The 20,387-nt window shown below is 40.7% G+C and carries 10 protein-coding genes; 8 read left to right on the top strand and 2 right to left on the bottom strand.

The window, feature by feature from the left end:
* Positions 1-10: 10 nt before the first annotated feature.
* Entirely contained in the window at positions 11-3,169 is a 3,159-nt protein-coding gene (locus tag F7734_RS52925; protein ID WP_155752272.1) for a response regulator, read from the bottom strand.
* A 315-nt stretch (positions 3,170-3,484) separates the two neighbouring features.
* Between F7734_RS52925 and F7734_RS52920 the strand changes: the two genes are divergently transcribed.
* A complete protein-coding gene (locus F7734_RS52920; protein WP_166482710.1) occupies positions 3,485-4,051 on the top strand; it encodes a TIGR04376 family protein in 567 nt (188 codons plus the stop codon).
* Positions 4,052-4,296: 245 nt separating this feature from the next.
* On the opposite strand, the gene F7734_RS52915 is transcribed toward F7734_RS52920, so the two are convergent.
* The gene (locus F7734_RS52915) at positions 4,297-10,368 is read right to left on the bottom strand and encodes a translocation/assembly module TamB (RefSeq protein ID WP_155752271.1); all 6,072 of its coding nucleotides are present in this window, start codon (positions 10,366-10,368) and stop codon (positions 4,297-4,299) included.
* 240 nt (positions 10,369-10,608) lie between these two features.
* Here F7734_RS52915 and F7734_RS52910 point away from each other — a divergent pair, with 240 nt between their 5' ends.
* The 7 genes from F7734_RS52910 (at position 10,609) to F7734_RS52880 (ending at position 20,271) form a co-directional block, all read left to right on the top strand.
* Positions 10,609-11,022: a DUF3110 domain-containing protein gene (locus F7734_RS52910; RefSeq protein ID WP_155752270.1), complete on the top strand. Its 414-nt coding sequence runs from the start codon at positions 10,609-10,611 to the stop codon at positions 11,020-11,022.
* A 122-nt stretch (positions 11,023-11,144) separates the two neighbouring features.
* Positions 11,145-12,074, top strand: a complete 930-nt coding sequence (gene murQ, locus F7734_RS52905) for an N-acetylmuramic acid 6-phosphate etherase (protein ID WP_155752269.1) — start codon at positions 11,145-11,147, stop codon at positions 12,072-12,074.
* A 1,024-nt stretch (positions 12,075-13,098) separates the two neighbouring features.
* Positions 13,099-14,337: a response regulator gene (locus F7734_RS52900; protein ID WP_155752268.1), complete on the top strand. Its 1,239-nt coding sequence runs from the start codon at positions 13,099-13,101 to the stop codon at positions 14,335-14,337.
* Between the two features lie 619 nt (positions 14,338-14,956).
* On the top strand, positions 14,957-16,123 hold the full coding sequence (locus F7734_RS52895) for a response regulator (RefSeq protein WP_155752267.1): 1,167 nt from the start codon (positions 14,957-14,959) through the stop codon (positions 16,121-16,123).
* Between the two features lie 154 nt (positions 16,124-16,277).
* Positions 16,278-16,637: a response regulator gene (locus F7734_RS52890; protein ID WP_155752266.1), complete on the top strand. Its 360-nt coding sequence runs from the start codon at positions 16,278-16,280 to the stop codon at positions 16,635-16,637.
* 346 nt (positions 16,638-16,983) lie between these two features.
* Complete coding sequence (locus F7734_RS52885) at positions 16,984-17,460, top strand: chemotaxis protein CheW (protein ID WP_155752265.1); 477 nt, start codon at positions 16,984-16,986, stop codon at positions 17,458-17,460.
* 87 nt (positions 17,461-17,547) lie between these two features.
* The gene (locus F7734_RS52880; protein ID WP_155752264.1) at positions 17,548-20,271 is read left to right on the top strand and encodes a GAF domain-containing protein; all 2,724 of its coding nucleotides are present in this window, start codon (positions 17,548-17,550) and stop codon (positions 20,269-20,271) included.
* The last annotated feature ends 116 nt before the right edge of the window (positions 20,272-20,387 follow it).

The following is a 20,387-nucleotide window of genomic DNA, read 5'->3' as shown; positions in this document are numbered from 1 at the left end:
CCCCTGTCCCCTACCCCCTGTGACAATCTTCCTCAACATAAGCCGGAGTGACACTGGCGATTATATCCAAACGAAAACTTTCCACTAATCGGCTTAAAGTCTGAGCAAGAGACGAATGTTCTTCTGGAATTTCTTGAATCAGAGTCAGAACGATAGCATCATCCACTGCCATTGCAGCCCAATGCAGTCTTTTCACCCATTCCAAAGGCATAACCTTAAGAGCATCTTGTGCTAAATGCAACGGCTGCGTTAGTAACTCAGGTGAATTAAGTTGGTTCTCCTCTGCATAGATATATTTCACACCTAAATGTGTTGCCATCTTTTCAAAGAGTGTCTCCTCTTGCAAAGGTTTGGGGATGAAATCATCACAACCTGCTTCTAATACCGTCGATCTTTCCTCAGAAAAAGCATGAGCAGTGAGAGCAATAATTACAGTTGCTTGACCTTTTAAAGTTGCTTTAATTCTTTTGGTAGCTTCATACCCATCCATAACTGGCATCAGCATATCCATCCAAATCAGGTGTGGTTTCCATTGTTGCCAGACAGCAACAGCTTCTACTCCGTTTACTGCTGAACGCACTTCAAAACCAACTGACTCCAAAAGCCGAACGAGCAAAAGGCGGTTTTCTTCTACATCTTCCACAACTAAAATACGATACTGTGGTTGATTGGGTTGCAAACTGATAACCCGTTTCGGTTTCGATGATTCCAGGACATCGGTTTTCTTTGGTAAAGTGACTCGAATATCAAAACGAAAAATAGACCCTTCACCTGGAATACTCGTGACTGAAATATCTCCCCCCATGAGGCGCACAAATTGCCGACTGATTGGTAAACCCAAGCCAGTACCTTCCATTGATTGACGACCTGTAGATGCTTGAACAAAGGGATCGAATATAGTCTGAAGTTCATCGGTGGCAATTCCATAACCCGTGTCACGAATTTCAAAGATGAGAGATTTGGGATTTTGGATTTGGGATTTTGGATTTGGGATTTTGGATTTGGGATTTTGGATTTGGGATTTTGGATTTGGGATTTTGGATTGAAGATCGGTTTCTGATACTTCTCCCTTGTCTCCCTTGTCTTCCATCTCCCCCTTGTCTTCCTTATCCCCAGTCCCCAGTCCCCAGTCCCTTGTCCCCAGTCTTACTCTTAGCGTCACATTACCGCTTTGCGTAAATTTAATAGCATTTTCCAGCAAATTAATTAAAACTTGACGTAATTTACCTTCATCGGCAATAACATATCGAGAAACATCTGACACACCTTGAAAGACAAGTTTTAATCCTTTCGCAGAAGCTTTAAGTTGCAGCATTTCTTTGATGGACTCAATGACCCAGTGTAAATCAAATCTGTGTTCGTTGAGCGTAACTTTACCTGCTTCAATTTTGGACATTTCTAAAACATCATTAATGAGTGCTAGCAAATGTTCTCCACTGCGATTAATAATTTCTAGATTTTTTAGCTGCTGTGAAGGTAAGGTATTTTCCCGAATCATGATCTGCGTAAAGCCTAGAATGGCATTGAGGGGAGTCCGCAGTTCATGACTCATTTTTGCCAAAAATTGGCTTTTTGCACGGTTGGCAACGTCGGCTTGTTTTGCAGCTGCTTCTAGGGCTGAGTGAGAAAACTCTAACACTGCCAGCATGAGTGTATTTTTGAGTTCCTGTGCGGCATCAATTTCAACTTGTTGCCAAGGTAAGGACTTCTCTCGAACAGTTTCTTTCCATAATTCAAAAGATTTACGCGGTAATAACCTCATGCTTCCATTACTTTCAACGACTACGGGTTTGTTCGGATTTCCTCCCCAATGGACTGTGTCAATAACTTCTGGTCTAAACCAGAGTATGTGATAAGATGTTTGGTAAACTAGAATAGAAATAGCAAGCAGACCACTTGCAGAGTCTTTGAACTCCTTTGCTGATGGATAAATTTTAGAGAGATGGTTTGTAAAAAAAGTTTCTTCTCTGTGAGTATTGATAAGCCAAGTTAATAGATTTTGTACAGCTTCTCTGGATGGAGTTTGACCAACTAAGATTAACTCTTGACCCAAACAAATTGCGGCTCCTGTTGCTCTAACTAAATCTAGTAAATTGTGACTGTTTCTCTCTAAAATTTGCCCAATCTCTTGAACATTATTGGAAAACTCTTGCCTTATTTGTTGTTGGAATATCTGAATTTGCTGATGATAACTTTCGGTAGCTTCATTCTGCTTTTTTACTAAATAAACAGACATTAACTGTCCAATAAATTCGCAATAATGACGGGTTTTATAATCAATATACTTGGGTGAATAGTGATGCCCTACTATCATCCCCCAAAGGTGTTTTTCATTAACTAATGAAATGCATATAGAAGCTCCAACACCCATATTTTGACAGTACTCTCTATGTATGGGAGAGACACTTCTTAACAAAGAATAACTCAAATCCAGAGGAGCATTTGTGAGAGGATTAATAGCAGGTATAATTTCAACTGGTTGGTAGTTCATATCGACAATGAGCCGCAACCAGTTATCATAATAAAGTTTTCTGGCCTGTTTGGGAACGTCTGAAGCTGGATAATGTAAATCTAAGTAAGGTTCTAACCCTTCTTGTTTGTCTTCAGCAATCACAACTCCAGTCCCATCAGGTTCAAACCGATAAATCATGACTCTGTCATATCCAGTTATTCTCCTGATTTCTTTCACAATAAATTCTGTGGCTTCTTGGAAATCAGCAGCTTTTTTAATTTTTGAAATTGATGCTTTAACTTGATGGTAAAAACTGAGTTCTCCTTTTTCTATAGAAGACAAAGGTGGTTCAAGTTCTAAGATTAAAACACCATCATTGCGATGAAGCATCCCATCAAACACTAAAAGTGTGCTCTCAACCTCAACTGATAATCTTAGAGGATTAAAGACTTCTGCTTCTTCCTGAGCAATACAAGTTTTTAAAAGTTCTATCTGAGAAGGAGGAAATAAAATCGCTAAGTTTTGATTAATTAATGATTCGGCAGGAATTCTGAAAAAGTTAGTTATGTTATGACTGACTTGTAAAATCTTCAAGTCTGGTTCTTGTAAAACGAGAAGAATACCATGAGGCTGAATTGAGCCGGGAATGTGAATAGCTTCGCGATCGCAGTTTGTTAAATCTACCTTTTGTGTATTGACAAAATTTTCTTCATCCATATTCTTAAATCTTAACTTATATCAAAACATGGGGGGGTTTGGAAATTGTATAGTTTCTTCTTCAAAAGAAGATTTTGAAGGTATGAGAACTGTAGGTCAATAGCAATAGTCAAATTACTTAACTAGATAGAGATTCTTAATACTGTTTTATAATCTTGAGAAAGAGCAATAATTTAGAATCACCGTATCTGAGGAGATTTGTCATCTGCTTAGAGAAGTATATTTTAACGCAAGAGCAAGACAGAGACAACTTGGTGTTCGTCCGGAACAATAATTACTACAATAGAGAAATAACTAACCTCTGGAGTTATAGCAGTGGGCTTATTTGATGACCTGAGTAGGTTTCTAGAAAACCGTTTAGAAGAATTCTTGCGAAACAATCCGCACCTAGAGTTAGAAGCACTACTCGAGCAACTGCGGGAGCAAGAGGAAGATACGTTAAAATTGATTGCAGATTTACAATTGCAAGAAAAGCGAAAGCAAGACGATGTTTTGTCCACTGCCCAAGAAATTCAAAAGTGGCATATCCGGGTAGAAAAGGCAAAAAGTGCCAACAGACAGGATTTAGTAGCCGCCGCCCAACAGCGAGAAGCCGCCTTACTGCGCGAAGGAAACCAGCTTTGGGGACAAATGCAAGGGGTAAAAGAACGGATTACCCAAGCAAAGGAACTACTGAAAAAAATTCAACAGAGGCGACAAGAAGTGCAAGCCAAAGCCACAGAAGCACAAACAGCACGCGCTCAAGCTCAGCAGAGGTTGGAAACCGCAGGATGGAATTCCACGAGTAGTTATTCCAGTAGCTATGACGACTTAGAAGAAAAATTCCGCCGTTGGGAAACCGAAGACGAGTTAGAACAAATGAAACGAAAGATGGGAAGGTAAGATACCCTTGTCTCGTTATGTACCCTTGTCTCGTTATGTACCCTTGTCTCGTTATGTACCCTTGTCTCGTTATGTACCCTTGTCTCGTTCCCAGGCTCAGCCTGGGAATGCATAGCAGGAGGCTCAGCCTCCAGTTAAAGTGTTGAAGCAGCAGCCCCAAGCGGTTGGAGTTCTCATGCGGTACAAGTGGAGACATGATTTGAAAAATGCTGTATTTCAGCTTTCTTGCTTGATACTTTATCCTTTTAAAATCGCTTTTGAAACTCAACCACAGCACGATTGTCATCAGAAAAATTAGTTGTACCACGGAGACGAATCGAGTCGTTAAGTCGGTAGTTAACACCCCACTGCACCGGATCGCCAGTTGTTAAAATCTTCAGCCCGGAAACAGAAATCCTGCGAGTAATATCGACTCCTGCTTCTGCGGCTAACTCCAAACTAGAACTGTTGCGCCCTGCTTCTGGATTATCCGAAAGAATTGTTGGGAATATACGCAATTCACTTAACCCCAGTGCAGTTCCCAGTTGGTTCAGAGGTCCCTGTAAATTATTCAACACTGCTGAACCAGCCATATTAATCAGCCCTAATGTACTATCACCGCCACGCCCTTGAGTATCGATAAATCCACCACCTAATAAAGCAACAATTTCTGTTTGACTGCGTGCGGGAGAACTCACCAATTCAAGATTTTTATCAAGTTGGCTTGCAGGTCCTTCTACCCTAGCTTCAACACGCACTGTCTCTAAAGACGCTAACCCTGTGATATTTGCTTTATTTAGATCGGTACCTTGAGTTGTATCCAGCACCTTGGCAAACAACTGAATATCTAAATCGGGGTCGCGTGGCTGATTCTCTCTAAAGATTGCCTTATGAGCGTAACCACGTACAAGATTAAACCGAGTTGTAAATAAATTGACGCTTCCCTCTTTGAGTCTAATTGTTCCTTCTGGAACAGGTTGACTCAACAAGCCATTCACATTAAGACTACCAGTTGCCCGAAAACTCAGAATCGGTTCGCGAGTAATTCTGACGTTTTTACCAAGTGTTATCTGTAGATTGTTCAACCTGGTTTCCGTAGTTTCAACTTCAGGAGTTGTTTGCTTGTTTTGTTTGAGCCGCGTATCGTTGATACTACTTATTCCACTACCCATCCCAGGAGTTGTTGTCCCTTCAGCCGCTTCTGCTAGCAACACCTCACCGTTATCTAATGCCATTTGACCGCCAATAACCGGGCTAAGAGCAGATCCTGCAATCTCTAATTTACCATCTACTCCCCCTTGATACAGCCCTTTCAAATTGACTGCTAATTGTTGCAAACTAACTGTAAGGGGATTTTCCAGTTTTTCTGTACTGGAAATGGGAATTTGCCCTTTGGCTTCGATCGCACCTTTATTATTATATTGACCTTGAATATTCTCTACAATAACGCGGTCAAAATCAAAATTCACCTTTCCAATCACATCCGTAATCTTCCCTGGTAAGGCTTGGGATGTAAAGATACCTTGACTAATCTTCGCAATTCCATTTAGGGTTGGCTTCTGTACAGTTCCCCGCACTTTGAGGTCAATTTCTCCCACACCGCTTTCATATGCGACCTGATTATTTAACAAATTTAAGATTGCCAATCCTTCATTTTGTACCTTCACATCTAAACTAATTGTATTGCTGTCTGGTGCTTTAGTAGCAAAAGGTAATTTGTAAGGTATGCTACCACTAATATTCACCGGCTCATTCCCAGAAACTGCCAGAATGCTGCCAAAATCTAAACGACCGTTGTTATAGCTAAAACTTGCATTTGCGGAATCGACTCCCTTTTGATTGAGAGTTCCTTCATTGATTTCTAATTCCCCTTTAGCAAGTGGATTGTTAATGCTACCTGCTAACGCGGCTGTGGCGTTGAGATTACCCGTTAAACCAACTGGTAATTTCACAAAATTATTTAAAACTTCTATGGGGAAATTTTTGACTCGCAATTGACCGGACTGTTCTTTTCCACCAATATTACCCGTGAAAGCAATGAGTCTATTTTCAGATTCTAGTCGCAAAGGTAAGAGTGTCAAAACCCCATTTTCAAATTTACCTTGAGCGATGACCTGTTCGGCTTTATAATAACGATTTGGTTCGTCTCCTCTTCCCCAAGCAAAGTTTTGACCGTTTAAATTAAAGTTTGCAGACAGCTCGTTTGCAGTTGCTGTATCTACACTCACTTCACCGCTAAAAGTTCCATTTAAATCTGCTAAATCTGGTATGGGAGAAGCATCGCGCCGTTTTTGTTGCTGCTGTGACAGCAAATAATCAATTTCAGCCAAGCGCTGCATTTGTGTTATTAACGGCTTGTCGGGCAAACCAACTGGCTTAATGCTACCTAAGTCTGCTGCTCTACCATAGGTTGGTTCTGCCATACCGCGTTGGACATCTTGTAATTCATATAACTGTAGTACAGCCAGAACATCCTGAATTTCACCTTTGGTAACATTCAGCTTACCTTGTATTTGGGGACCTTTAGCAGTTTGGGCAAAAGTCCCCGCTAGAGCATAACGACTTGCTCCTTTCGCAAATTCACTGCTTGTAATGGTTGCTTTTCCATCACCGTAGCGGAATTGTGTACTGAGGCGATCGCCTGCAATCCTTCCAAATTTAGGTTTCTCAATCGTAACATTACCATTAGTTGCAAATGTCTTTTGATTGAACTCAGCACTTCCAGTTAACAATCCAGCGATCGTACCCCTCCCAAAGGGTGTACTGGGGGGAGGAGCTATATTTAATATTTGTAACGGGAAGTTTTCCACCTTCATTGCCAAAACATCCCCATTCGATTGACCCGATGCTACCGCATCTTGCCAACGCACATCAAAGGTAGAGACACGCCATGACGCATCTTTACCTACCGAACCTGCATTCAAAGCAATACGATCGCGTTTCCCTGCTACATTCAAATTAAAACCCTTTCCCTGTACCAACCCAATATTTCCAGTTAACACAGATTCAAAAGCTATCTGATTGACTGCCAAATCTCGCAATCTCAATTGCCCTTGGATATCTGGAACTGGCAACTGACCGGTAATTCTTCCGCCAAAATCAGCTTTACCAACTAAAGTTGCCAAATTTGGAAGAGATAAGGGTAACTTTTGCAGATTGACATTTTGGGCTTGGACATTCAGATTTAAACCCGTAATTTCAGGTACTCCGGCTCCATTTGTTTTGGCAAAAATGTAACCATTAGCATTTAAATCGGGAGCAGTTGCCTTCTCAACTATGACTTGTTTTCCATCCCAACCAACAGATGCTGTCAGTGGTTGCTCGATAACAGAAATGCCTTGAGAAAACTGCACCTCACCGACAGCACGGACAGATGCTATATCAAAAGCCCCCACCTTACCCGCTACTTGCATTTTTGCACCCAACTGACCGCGTAAATCCGGTGAAAATCGAGTTAATTCTACACCAGATGCATCCACCACAGCTTGGTAATTTCCGTTACCTACGCGGATATCAGAAGCTGCGATCGCACCGCCTGCAACATTCATTCTTGCTTGACCTGTAGCTCGAATGGCTTGCAATTGGGTAGACTCCAGGGAACCAGCAACATTAAACTGACCCGTTAAATTACCGTGGAACTGCGTAGGAATCTGTGCCATTCGCTGCACAGGTATATTCTGAGCTTGAAGTTGTACCTGATAACGACCGTTAGCCACTTGAATATTTGAAGCTGTCACCGAGCCTCTGCCAAAATTAACCCTTGCCTGACCGATGGCTTGGATAGCTTGCGGACTCAATGAATCAATGCCACCTGCCACATTAAACAAACCAGTCATCCTACCTTGAAACTGCGGGGGTAACTGCGGTACCAATCGCTGCAACGCCACATCATTTGCTTGAAACTGTGCTCTGTACCGACCGTTCGCTAGTTGAATATGATTAGCAATTACCGTGCCATCTGCTATCTTAACCCGTGCTTGACCGATCGCTTGAATTGCTTGCGGTTGGAATGATTCCAAAGAACCAGCAACATTAAATTGACCGGTTAACCTTCCCCGATATTCCTTAGGGAGTTGTGCCACTTCCTGGAGTGCTACGTCATTCGCTTGCAGTTGCATTTGATACACGCCGTTAGCCACTTGGATATTGGAAGCTATGACTGTACCATTTCCAATTCCTATGCGTCCTTCCCCACTGGCACGGAAGGTTTTGAGGTTAGAATCATTTGTGTTACCCGATACTTGTACTTTACCTGCCAATGGTCCGGTGAAAGCCGGGGGTATCTGAGTTTTTAACAAACGTCCCAATCTGATGTCATTAGCAACGAGTTGTGCGGAAAAATTTTGCTCGTTAAATTGAAGGTTGGAAACTGCAACCGTACCACCAGCAATTTGAACTCTGGCATTCTCAGGACGAATTGCAGCAATTTGAAATGGGGCTGAGGTTCCCGACAGGATGAGACGCCCATTAAATCTTGCATCGTTCAGAGATACATTTTGAACTTGTGCGGGATTGACAAAGTGTTGGACTTGAATTTGAGATGCATCAGCGACTGCTTGCCATTGCTGTTCGTTCCAAGTCCCGTGAGCCTTTACCGTACCACCAGCAACACGAAGCGCAACATTGCGGAATGAAACAGTTTTATTGGGTGTGACGGTGAGTTCACCTGTTGCGGGGTAGGTGGCTTCGGGTGCTTGCCATTGCGCTGATGTTTGAATTGTCTCAGGAGTGCCTGTTAATTTGCCGACAGCCGCAACTTTACCAATTTGAATGGGAGGTTTTGTGCCGTAGAGAAATGCGATCGCATCTCCTGAAATATTTTTTGCCTTAAAATTAAAATTTAGTTGAGTCAGTTGGGGATTAGCATTCAATTGAATTTTGCCGCTCCCCGTAATATCACCACCGACTGTGGCTTGCCCTTGAATATTTTTAAAAGTCATAACGGAGGCAACAGGAGAAAACTCAAACTGTGCGCCAACGCTATCAAAATCTATTTTGTCAATTTTGGCAGGTTTGATGGTAGCTACTTTACCCAAAAGGATAGGTTTCTCAGTTGTGCCAATCACTTTTAAGTCAGCTTTCACTTCCCCCAGGGTAGGAAATGGAAGTTGGATGTTGAGAGTTTCTCTGGCTAGGGCAATACTAACAGCATCGACACGTGCTGCTAAATTAAAACCTTTTTCAGTATCGAGAAAACCACTAGCAATGAGAGGAACTTTACCATAGCGAGTTGCCACATTATCTAAGTGAATTCGGCTGCCATCAAAACGCAAGTTACCTTGAGAATTGATAAATGGTTGTGGCATATTGGGAACCTGGAGTGTTACCCCTTGTGCGGTAGCAGTTCCATATATCCACGGGCTTTGCGGTTTTTCAGATTGTTGCTTGAGTAGCAGCTTGGGAATCTTTAAATCAGCTTGAACTCGACCATCCAGTAAAAAAATCGGCAATTTAATCAAGCGAGTGACTTCTGTGGCGTTCAAGTCCCCTTTCAAATGTAAGTTAGTTTCAAACGCCAACGTCTTCGGACGAGTTTCTCCCTGTATGGATATGTTACCACCAGTCTTTGGAACTCCATTGACATCATATTTTATCAGCTCGTTATTTTCTAAAAACTGAGCTGTTCCATTAAGTTGGGAAAATTCTACTGAGGATTTTGGATTTTGGATTTTGGATTTTGGATTTTGGATTGAGGATTGGTGATTGGAGAAGGTAGGGGTGTTGGGAATTGTTTCTGGGGTTGGGATTTGTGGAAGATTTGGTGATGCTGAGACGCTAGAGGATACACTTTCCCCACTCCTCATGGGTGCTAGAACTAACCGAGCATTGCGAACCCGCAGTTTATCTAAATCGGTTTTAATTGGTCCTTCTTTACCTGGAGGTGCAATGGTGGTTGTAATCCAGTTCCCTTGTTCATCTTGTTCTATGTAAATATCGGGATTGACTAGGGTTACATCTAGCTTGAGGTGTCGGTTCAACAATAAGCCTAATGGATCGAAACGGACTTCGACTGCTTCAACAGTGGCTTTGTCTCGATCTGTCGGTGTTGCTGGTAGTGCTGAAGCACCAAACTTTACTCCTGTCAGAGAAAAGTCTTTAACATCACCCAATTCTACGGGACGGTTGAGTGTGGTGGTAAGGCTTGTTTCCGCCAGTGGTACTAACTCTGTACGAATAAAATTCCACAGTCGCCATGCGCCGCCTGCAAGTCCAATCAGCAGAAAACCACCCAGAGCAATGCTACCTCTACTCAGAAGGAGAAACCAAGTAGATTTTTTGACACTGTTTTTGGTACCGGAGGGTTTTGAGGGTTGTTCTGGATTGCAAGCGTTTATCATGTCGTTTTACTGTTGACTTACCGAATGTATCTGCTACAGTCAAAAATGACAATCAACTGGCAGAATCATGGCTATGCCTACTCAAGGATAACTGACGATACCGAATACGGAACTAGCAATCCTACTTAACAATTAGGGAGTGGGAGTAGGGAGTAGGGGGAGAGGAAAATAAAGTGCAATTCATTTTGCTCCTGTTTAAGTATGATGGAATTCAAGACATAAAACTAAAAAACTACTCTCATGCGTGTTTTTGTACTACTATTTAACGCTAGAACAGAAAATGAGGGAATACATACAATTCAAGTAGGCGATCGCAACAAGGTTCTGATGTTTGAGTCGGAAGACGATGCTACGCGCTTTGCCCTCATGTTGGAAGCTCAGGATTTTCTGTCACCGACGGTAGAAGCGATTGATTCAGAGGAAGTGGAAGAATTTTGTGCCAGCGCAAACTATGATTGGGAAATCATCCCAAGTGAGAGCAATAGTTTGATCGTTCCTCCAGAAGTGAATGTTGATGAAACCGATTGGAACCCAAACTCAAAACAAGATGCGGGTGCGGGAACTTTGGATCGCACTCAAGAGTCACAGGAGAACTCAGAATTATCTCAGTCGGAACTGGATAGTATTCGTCGCCAACTAGAAGGATTATTGTAGTTAGTTAGTGGTTAGTGGTTAGTGGTTAGTGGTTAGTGGTTAGCAGAAAAACCAACAACCAACAACCAACAACTAACAACTAACAACCAACAACCAACAACCAACAACTAACGACTAACAAAATGACAAATTTGCAGGAACGCGGACATCTTTTAACTGAGCAAATCAATCCTGATAGTCTGAACTTAGACCAGCTCGGTACTTTGGAATTAGTAGAATTGTTTAATCGTGAGGATGCAAAGGCAGTAGCGGCGGTAGCAGCCGCTAAAAACCAGTTAGCTGAAGCGATTGAACTTTGTGCAGAACGAATGCGCCATGGAGGACGCCTGTTTTACATTGGTGCGGGCACAAGTGGTAGATTGGGAGTGTTGGATGCCGCAGAATGTCCACCGACATTTTGTACCTCTCCGGAAATGGTGCAGGGTATTATTGCTGGCGGTGCGGGCGCACTCCTCCGCAGTTCTGAAGATTTAGAGGATCGCTCCCAAGATGGAGAAACTGCGATCGCTCAACGTCAGATTACCCAACTTGATATTGTTGTTGGTATTACAGCTGGCGGAACTACACCTTTTGTTCATGGTGCATTAAGTGCAGCCCGTCAACGGGGGGCTAAAACTATATTTATAGCGTGTGTTCCGGTGGAGCAAGTCAGCAGTGATGCTGATATTGATATTCGTCTGTTGACGGGACCAGAGGTACTGGCGGGTTCAACTCGTTTGAAAGCAGGGACGGCGACAAAACTGGCTTTAAATATCCTTTCTACAGGGATTATGGTCAAGTTAGGTAAAGTTTATGGCAATCGCATGGTAGACGTGGCGGTGACAAATCAAAAGTTACGCGATCGCGCTTTGCGAATATTACAAGACCTCACAGGCTTAAGTCGAGATGCAGCTGGTTTTTTGTTAGAACGCAGTGGTAAATGGGTCAAGTTGGCACTTTTGATGCATTGGACTGGGTTGGAACAAGAGGAAGGTTTAAAGCTTTTGTCAGAACATCAAGGTAATCTCAGAGCATCTGTTGCAAGCTACAAACAGGTGAACAATGACCAGTGAACAGTTAAGAACAATAAAAGTCCTAGTGTACTGTGTGGGATGTTGCTCTGAGGCTTCCCATAAACAAGGTTGATTGTATGACTGTATTTTACTACAAATGCAGTCACTAATTGTGAAGTAGACATTTATTATTGAAAATGATAATAAAGAAGTCATATATTTTTACCAGAAAAAGTAGTCAGAATACATCCGCCAGAATTCAGCTGCTATGTTATGGGACTGGATAGCACCTTTTTGAAAGCCCCCGGATTTATCCGTGGAGGCAAGAAAAATTTCTACTTCTTTGAATCCCCTGAATTTATTCATGGGGAGATTCTGAATTCTGAATTCTGGATTCTGGATTCTTCTCAATTAATGGACTGATATTTTATCATTCACTCTTAAAGATACAATATTATTTTCATAAAGCTATTTATAATTTTTCCGAGCAAAACCAGGTCAATCCAGTCGATGTAGGCTTCATACACAACTTTTGCTTAACATCCCAAGAAATCAGAATTTATACTGATTGAATTTAGTGATTCAATGTATAGGATTAACTAAGGATAAACATATTTTACTTTTGATTCGTAGCAATCCTACCTGTCTAAAAAAAAGAGTAATGTTTTGATGTTCATTTATTCCTAGTTCGTCATTCAATTACTAAGGCGTATGTAGGGCTAAAGCCAAGCAAAATTGAACGTGCGCGATAGCTCTACCTATAGAAATCGGTAATTTTAGAGCAGAAAGGGAGTAGTATTGCGATAAGCGAAGCTTAATAGCTTAAGCCGTATCGTAATGTAAAATCAATGGTACCTATCCAAATAGGGTTGCCATTTTACATAAATTTATAAAAATGCTTCTCTATAAATGACTTGACAATTACTCTCGAAACACTAGCTATATTACCTAAAAGGGTAGGGTGGATAGTACCCAAAGTTGAATGATGGCGAGCACTAAGAACCCTACAAAATTGGTAACTTTAGATCGGGAAGGGAGTAGTTAAGAGTGTAAAAAGGTCAAATTTTAAATACAGGGAAAAAGCATGAACCATTCGGAAGCGATCGATCAGAAAAATCTGCTTAATGAATTTCTTACATCTTCTCAATTACAACACAATGGCAAATTGGAAATAAAAAGTTCTCAAGGAAATACATGGAGCTTTTATTACCGGCTGGGGCGGATAGTATGGGCAACAGGTGGAACTCATCCATGGCGGCGCTGGCGCAGACATATGATTCAACAGTGCCCAGAAATAGATTGTGAGAAGATCAGGTTTCGCGTGGAAGACGTATCAATTGAATACTGGGATTACAATCTTTTAGTCATTTTATATCAAAGACAGAAATTAAAACGGGAACAAATTAAAGTGATTGTGGACAACACAATCTCTGAACTGTTATTTGACGTAGTACAGCAGGTAAACGTTGTTGCGACTGGAAATTCTAACACTGGCAACACCGTACTTGGTAGAGAACGCAATCACGACATTATCTTAGAAGCACCTCTTAGCTTCACAAGTGCCGATCTATCATTAAAGCAGGTTGAAGATTCTTGGAAAACGTGGTCTGATGCTAGCTTAGTCAATATTTTTCCAGATTCTTCACCACTGCTGCGTCAACCAGATCGACTTCAACAACTAGTCAGCCCATCTGTCTACAAAAATTTTCTAGCTCTGCTAAACGGGAAATATACCTTACGGGATTTAGCAGTCAAAATGAATCACAATCCTTTGTCAGTTGCTCGTTCTTTACTGCCTTATATCCACAAAGGAATTGTTGAATTGGTGGAAGTACCCGATCTACCTTTAATAACAGAAATTAATAATAATCCTACCTCTAACAAATCTGTAGAATCAGCAGCACCACTTGTAGCGTGTGTAGATGATAGTCTTCAAGTTTGCCAAATGCTAGAAGAAATCATAACCTCTAAGGGATTCAGGTTTCTTAAAATTCACGATTCAGTACAAGCATTACCAACCATTATTCAGCAAAAGCCAGACCTCATCTTTTTAGATCTCATGATGCCAGTTGTTAGCGGTTATGAGCTATGCGCCCAGTTACGACGAATTTCTACCTTTGCTAACACACCTGTTATTATCATAACGGGTAGTGATGGTTTGATAGATAGAGTCCGTGCTAAGGTGGTTAATTCAACACAATTTATCACTAAACCCATAGCAGCCGATAAAGTCATGAGTGTCTTACAGAAATACTTAAAGAGCCCAAGAGTGTCTGGTAAAAGCCCATCTCACTTACAGACATTACCATTGACGGGTTCTTAACTCGTGCTTATTTTCAAGTTTTAAAAACAATAATAATAATTGAAGATTTTATGAAGTCAGATTAACTATAGAACTCCTATTTGATTTTTGAACTGTATGTAGAACTGTACGTAGGTAGGGCTAAAGCCCACCAAAAGTTTTATGTGGTGGGCTTTAGTCCTACCTACATAAACTACGATAACCATTTACTTAGAAAAATTAAAGATAAGAATAAAAAGCTTCAAACAAGCAGAAACTACTAAGAATAATAGTTCAGAGCTTTTACGGATTTATTCTTGGCTGAGAAAAGTTTATGATTCTTGATAGTTTCTATAGATCGTCTGGTTTTGGGCTATGGTAACCTTCCGACAAAGAATGTTTTAGCAGATACATTATCCTCTATTAGGTACAAATATAAATTGTGCTTTAGAGCATACCTTCTGCTATCTTGGTCTTTGATTTTTTTATAATCAAAAATTGATAGCTTACCATATACCAACATCTACAAGTATTAGAGATAGCTCTCCGGATAAAGTTGGTAAAATTATATGTATTTATTTATTTTTTTTCCAAAACATCTAATTTCAGAAAATTGGAAAATTTACATGACTAAGTCAAAGAAATAAAGAAGGAATAAAGTATGAATAAATCAGAGCCATTAGTATGGAACAAGTTATTGAGCGAATTTCAAGCTTGTACGCAGTTACAATATAGTGGCAAATTAGATATCAAGAATACTGAGGGACAGACGTGGACTTTTTTCTATCGATTGGGAAGAATTGTTTGGGCAACAGGAGGGGATCAACCCTTGCGGCGATGGTACAGGCAAATGGCTCGATACTGTCCCGAACTAAATATACAAAAAATACAATTACGCATGGAGGATATATCAAAAGATTATTGGGATTATCGCCTTCTAGCGAATTTATACAAAACCGAACAAATCCAGCGAGAACAAATCAAAGCAATTGTTGATAATACAATTGCAGAAGTATTGTTTGACGCAATTCAACAAGCAAATCTTGCTTCTGTAAGTTGCGATCGCAACCAAGCAACTGCTCTAGAAGTGCTTTTTAGTTCCACGGGTGTAGATATGTCTATGAAACTTATGCAAGACTCGTGGCAAACTTGGTTAGAAACAGGTTTGGAGCATATCTCTCCTAACTTAGCACCTATACTGAAACAACCAGAACAACTCCAGCATCAAGTCAGTGCATCTACTTATAAAAATTTTGTCACTTTATTAAACGGAAAGTCCACTTTGCGGGATTTAGCAGTAAAAATGAAGCAAAGTGTGCTACCTCTAACCCGTTCCTTATTTCCTTACATTCAAAACGGAACAATCGAACTGATACAAGTCCCCGATTTACCTTTACAAGTTAGTGGAACTCAAAAAACTGCTCTCCCATCAATCAAATCAACTGCTCCCTTGATAGCCTGTGTTGATGATAGCCCTCAAGTATGCCAAATGCTAGAGGGAATTCTTCTTTCTCACGGGTTAAGGTGTGTAAAAATTGAAGACTCCGTACAAGCTCTACCAATACTTATTCAAAGCAAACCAGAACTAATTTTTTTAGATTTGGTTATGCCTGTGGCAAATGGCTATGAAATCTGCGGTCAGTTGCGGCGAACTTCTATGTTGGCTGACACACCTGTGATTATTCTAACAAGTAGTGATGGTGTTTTTGATAGGGTTCGTGCTAAGGTAGCAGGCTGCACTGATTTTATTACCAAACCTATTGTTGCAAATAAAGTCATAGCCACAATAGAGAAGTATTTGCAAGCACCATCACTTAAACAGGATTAATGTTAAATTATGTGAATCTAAGTGTTTTTGCTGAACCTACTGGCGAAATTATCAACCAATATAGAATAACGTTGTAAACATTTCTCTTGCATTTAATAGTTCAAGTGATGTTTGATTCCATTTTGTCTTTTAAAGAAATTTAGTAGTAATTGCTATGGGTACCGTTTTAGTTGTTGACGATGCTTTAACTGATATGCAACTGCTGACAGTTTACCTACAATCTGCAGGTTACTCTGTAGTCAGCGCTACCAACAGTGATGAAGTTCAGGAGAAGATAGAAAAGAATAAACCCGATGTCATTTTTCTTGACGTAATTTTACCTGGTAAAAGTGGTTTTGAAATTTGTCGAGAATTGAAAGCCAATCCCAGTACTAGTAAAATTCCGGTCGTTATTTGCTCGACTAAAAACACTGATGTTGATAAGATGTGGGGTTCTATGCTAGGAGCTGATGCTTATATCTGTAAACCTATTAATCAAGAAGATTTATTGAAAACTTTGATGCAATTAAGATAAAAAATAATTATTTTTTGTCAATTGTAAGTTGTAAATATTATCTGTACTTAAAGAAGTTTGAATTTTTATACAAGAATCATAAATCTTGTTGTAGGGTGGGCAATGCTAGCCCTGTCAAGATGACTCATAAAATTTTGATTCAAGTGGTAATTCCTCATCTTTTCTCTCTGCGCTCTCAGCGCCTCTGCGGTTCAAAAGTAACTTATTTAACCGCCGAGACGCAGAGTACGCTCCAGGTAAGAGGGGCAGAGGTATTGATTTCCTGAAGTTTTGACTTACCTTGACAGGGCGCTTCTATGCCCACCCTACCACATATATTTCAAAAATCAGGAGTTTTCTACCAAGAATGAAACAAGTAGCACTGGAAATACAGCAAAAGTTTTTAAGTTTTCATTTGGGGCTAAAGGATACCGCTGTTATCCCTTTACAACATATTATCGAAGTCTTTCAAATCTCATTAATGGAAATATGTGCGGTTCCTCAAATGCCTAGTTGTGTTGTAGGGACATATAACTGGCGAGGTGAGATGCTGTGGGTAGTGGATCTTGAGGAGATGCTGGGTTACACACCAGTTTCTAACGAGATAAATTTATTTTCAAAGCTCATGACAATTGTTCTGCAATATGAGGGAAAGTCTTTAGGGCTTTTGGTGCGCCAGCTTATGGATATTGAATTATTAGATCCAACGCAGATGAAGTATCCAGATAACCAATTTTTTTCTTTACAGATTTCTCCTTTTTTACAAGGATATTTCATCAATCAATCAGAAGAGATGATTATTTCTTTAGATGCGTCAGCAATTGTGCAATCTTCAATTTGGTAAAACTACAATTGAGCCAAAATAACATTACCTTTAGTTGTATTGCTTCGATTTTACCAACTAAATTATCCAAAATTTGAGGTTTAAATTATGACAGCTTTATATCAAGTTAATCAAGAATCAGAACAAAATACAGATAATAATTCACCTGGTGAAACTATAATATTAAATGTAGTTTCGGAGCAATTAAGACTTTGGCGGAAGCAAATACAGGAAATTAGAGTCCAAATGCGTCAAACATTGGATATCGATATCCTAGCTAAAGTGACGGTAAAAGAAATTAGAGAGAAATTGAGTAGCGATCGCGTTCTAATTTACCGCTTTTATTCTCCTGAAGCTGGTGTGGTTATAGAAGAAGCAAGATTAACAAGTTGGACACCAACATTGGAAGAGAACTTACCATCCATGATTTTTGGTATAAATCCAACTCAAGATTCTTTAGAACCTGTTGTCATAGATAATATCAACCAGATTGACCTTACCCCATATCAGAAACAACTACTGGAGAAGTTTCAAATCAAAGCGAGTTTGAGTGTACCAATTATGGTAGAAGGTAAAATTTGGGGTTTGTTGGTAGCCAACTGTTGTGCAACAGCCCATCAATGGCAAGAAGTAGAGATTGGATTACTCTCTCAAATATCAACAGAATTTAGTTACAGACTACAGCAGATTGAATCGCAAAAGCAACAGCAACAACAAACACAAGCTAGAATTGCTGTAGCAAAAGTGATCGACAAGGTATTGCGGGTATCGGCTCTCGATCGAGTTTTCCAAACCACAACTCAAGAAGTCCGTCAGTTGCTGCGATGCGATCGCGTTGCAGTTTATCGTTTCAACCCCGATTGGAGTGGTGAGTTTTTAGCAGAGTCTGTAGGAAGTGGCTGGGTGAAGCTTGTGGGACCAGATATCAAAACAGTCTGGGAAGACACCCACTTGCAAGAAACACAAGGGGGTCGATATGCCAAAGGCGAAAGCTTTGTCGTCAATGACATATATAAAGTAGGACATTTTTCCTGCCATGTTGAGATTTTAGAGCAGTTTGAAGTTAAAGCTTATATGATTGTTCCAGTGTTCTCTGGGGCAAAATTGTGGGGATTGCTCGCGGCGTATCAAAATTCTGCACCTCGTGAATGGCAATCCTGGGAAATTACTTTTTTAACTCAGATTGGGATGCAATTTGGTGTAGCAGTCATCCAAGCCGAGTATATCGAACAAGTAAGCGTGAAATCCGAACAGCTCTCTCAAATAGCCGAACAAGAAAAAGCGTTAACTAAAATTGTCAACCGCATCCGACAATCCTCGAATATAGATAGTATCTTCAAAACCACCACCCAAGAAGTCCGCCAATTACTGCGGTGCGATCGCGTAGGAGTTTATCGTTTCAACCCGGATTGGAGTGGCGAGTTTATGACAGAATCTGTAGGGAACGGTTGGACAAGACTGGTATTACCTGGTAATAACACTGTTTGGGAAGATAGTCACTTACAACAAACCCTGGGAAGTTGTTTTGCAAAAGGAGAAACTTTTGCCATCAATGACGTTTACAAAGCAAAACACTCTGCGTGTTACCTTGAAATGTTAGAGCAGATAGAAGCCAAAGCTTACATCGTTGCTCCCGTCTTTTTTGGCTCAAAATTATGGGGTTTACTCGCAGCTTATCAAAACTCATCTCCACGCGATTGGGAAGAATCAGAGGTAAGCTTGATAGCAAACATTGGCGATCAGTTAGGGATAGCCCTACAACAAGCAGAATATTTGCAACAACTACAGATACAGTCGGTGAAACTTGCAGAAGCCGCAGAACGGGAAAAAGCAGCCAAGGAGTTATTCCAACAAGAAGCCATCCAGCTTTTAACAGCAGTCAAACCCGCCCTGACAGGGAACTTGACAGTACGCGCACCCATTACAGAAGACACCCTAGGTACAATAGCAGATGCTTACAACAATACCCTGCAAGCCCTACGGCAAATTGTCATTCAGTTGCAAAACGCAGCCCAACAAGTCGTCCAAACTTCCGGTAGTAGCAACATTGCTTTGGGAGGATTAACAAACTTAGCACAGCAGCAATCAGAGGAAATTACAGTTGCTTTAAGCGAATTACAACAGATGCTCAACTCCGCCCAAGCGGTTGCTGGAAGTGCTGAATTGGTGAACGTTGCCGTGCAAAGAGCAAACCAGACAGTAGAGTCAGGCGATCGCGCAATGAACTTGACTGTAGAAGCCATTCAAGCAATTCGAGAAACTGTTGCTCAAACCAGTAAAAAGATTAAACGTCTCAGTGAATCCTCGCAAAAAATCTCCAAAGTCGTCAATTTGATTGGTAATTTTGCGACACAAACCAACGTTCTAGCATTAAACGCTGCAATTGAAGCCACTCGTGCGGGTGAATATGGTAAAGGCTTCGCAGTCGTAGCAGATGAAGTCCGTTCATTATCTCGCCAGTCAGCAGCAGCAACTATAGAAATTGAGAAATTAGTCCAAGAAATTCAAGCAGAAACTGGAGAAGTTGCAGTTGCAATGGAGACAGGGATTCAACAAGTCTTAGAAGGGACAAGTTTAGTCAAGGAAACCCGACACAATCTCAACGAAATTGTTGCCGCAACTGCAGAAATTAGCCACCTTCTTCAAGAAATTACAAAAGCCACACAAACACAAATAGCACAATCTGTTTCCGTCACAACATCCATGAAAGATGTTGCTGAAATCTCCAAGAAAACATTTGCTGAATCCAATGAAATTGCAGAAGGTTTCCAACAATTATCCAAGATGGCACAAGAGTTGTTAATGACTGCAAGCAAATTTAAAGTCAATTAGATTTTGGATTTTGGATTTTGGATTTTGGATTTTAGATTTTGGATTTTGGATTTTGGATTAAGAGATTTTGGATTTTAGATTTTGGATTTTGGATTAAGAGATTTTGGATTTTAGAT

Source organism: Scytonema sp. UIC 10036, from assembly GCF_009725235.1.
This window is presented reverse-complemented; position numbering and strand designations above follow the sequence as displayed.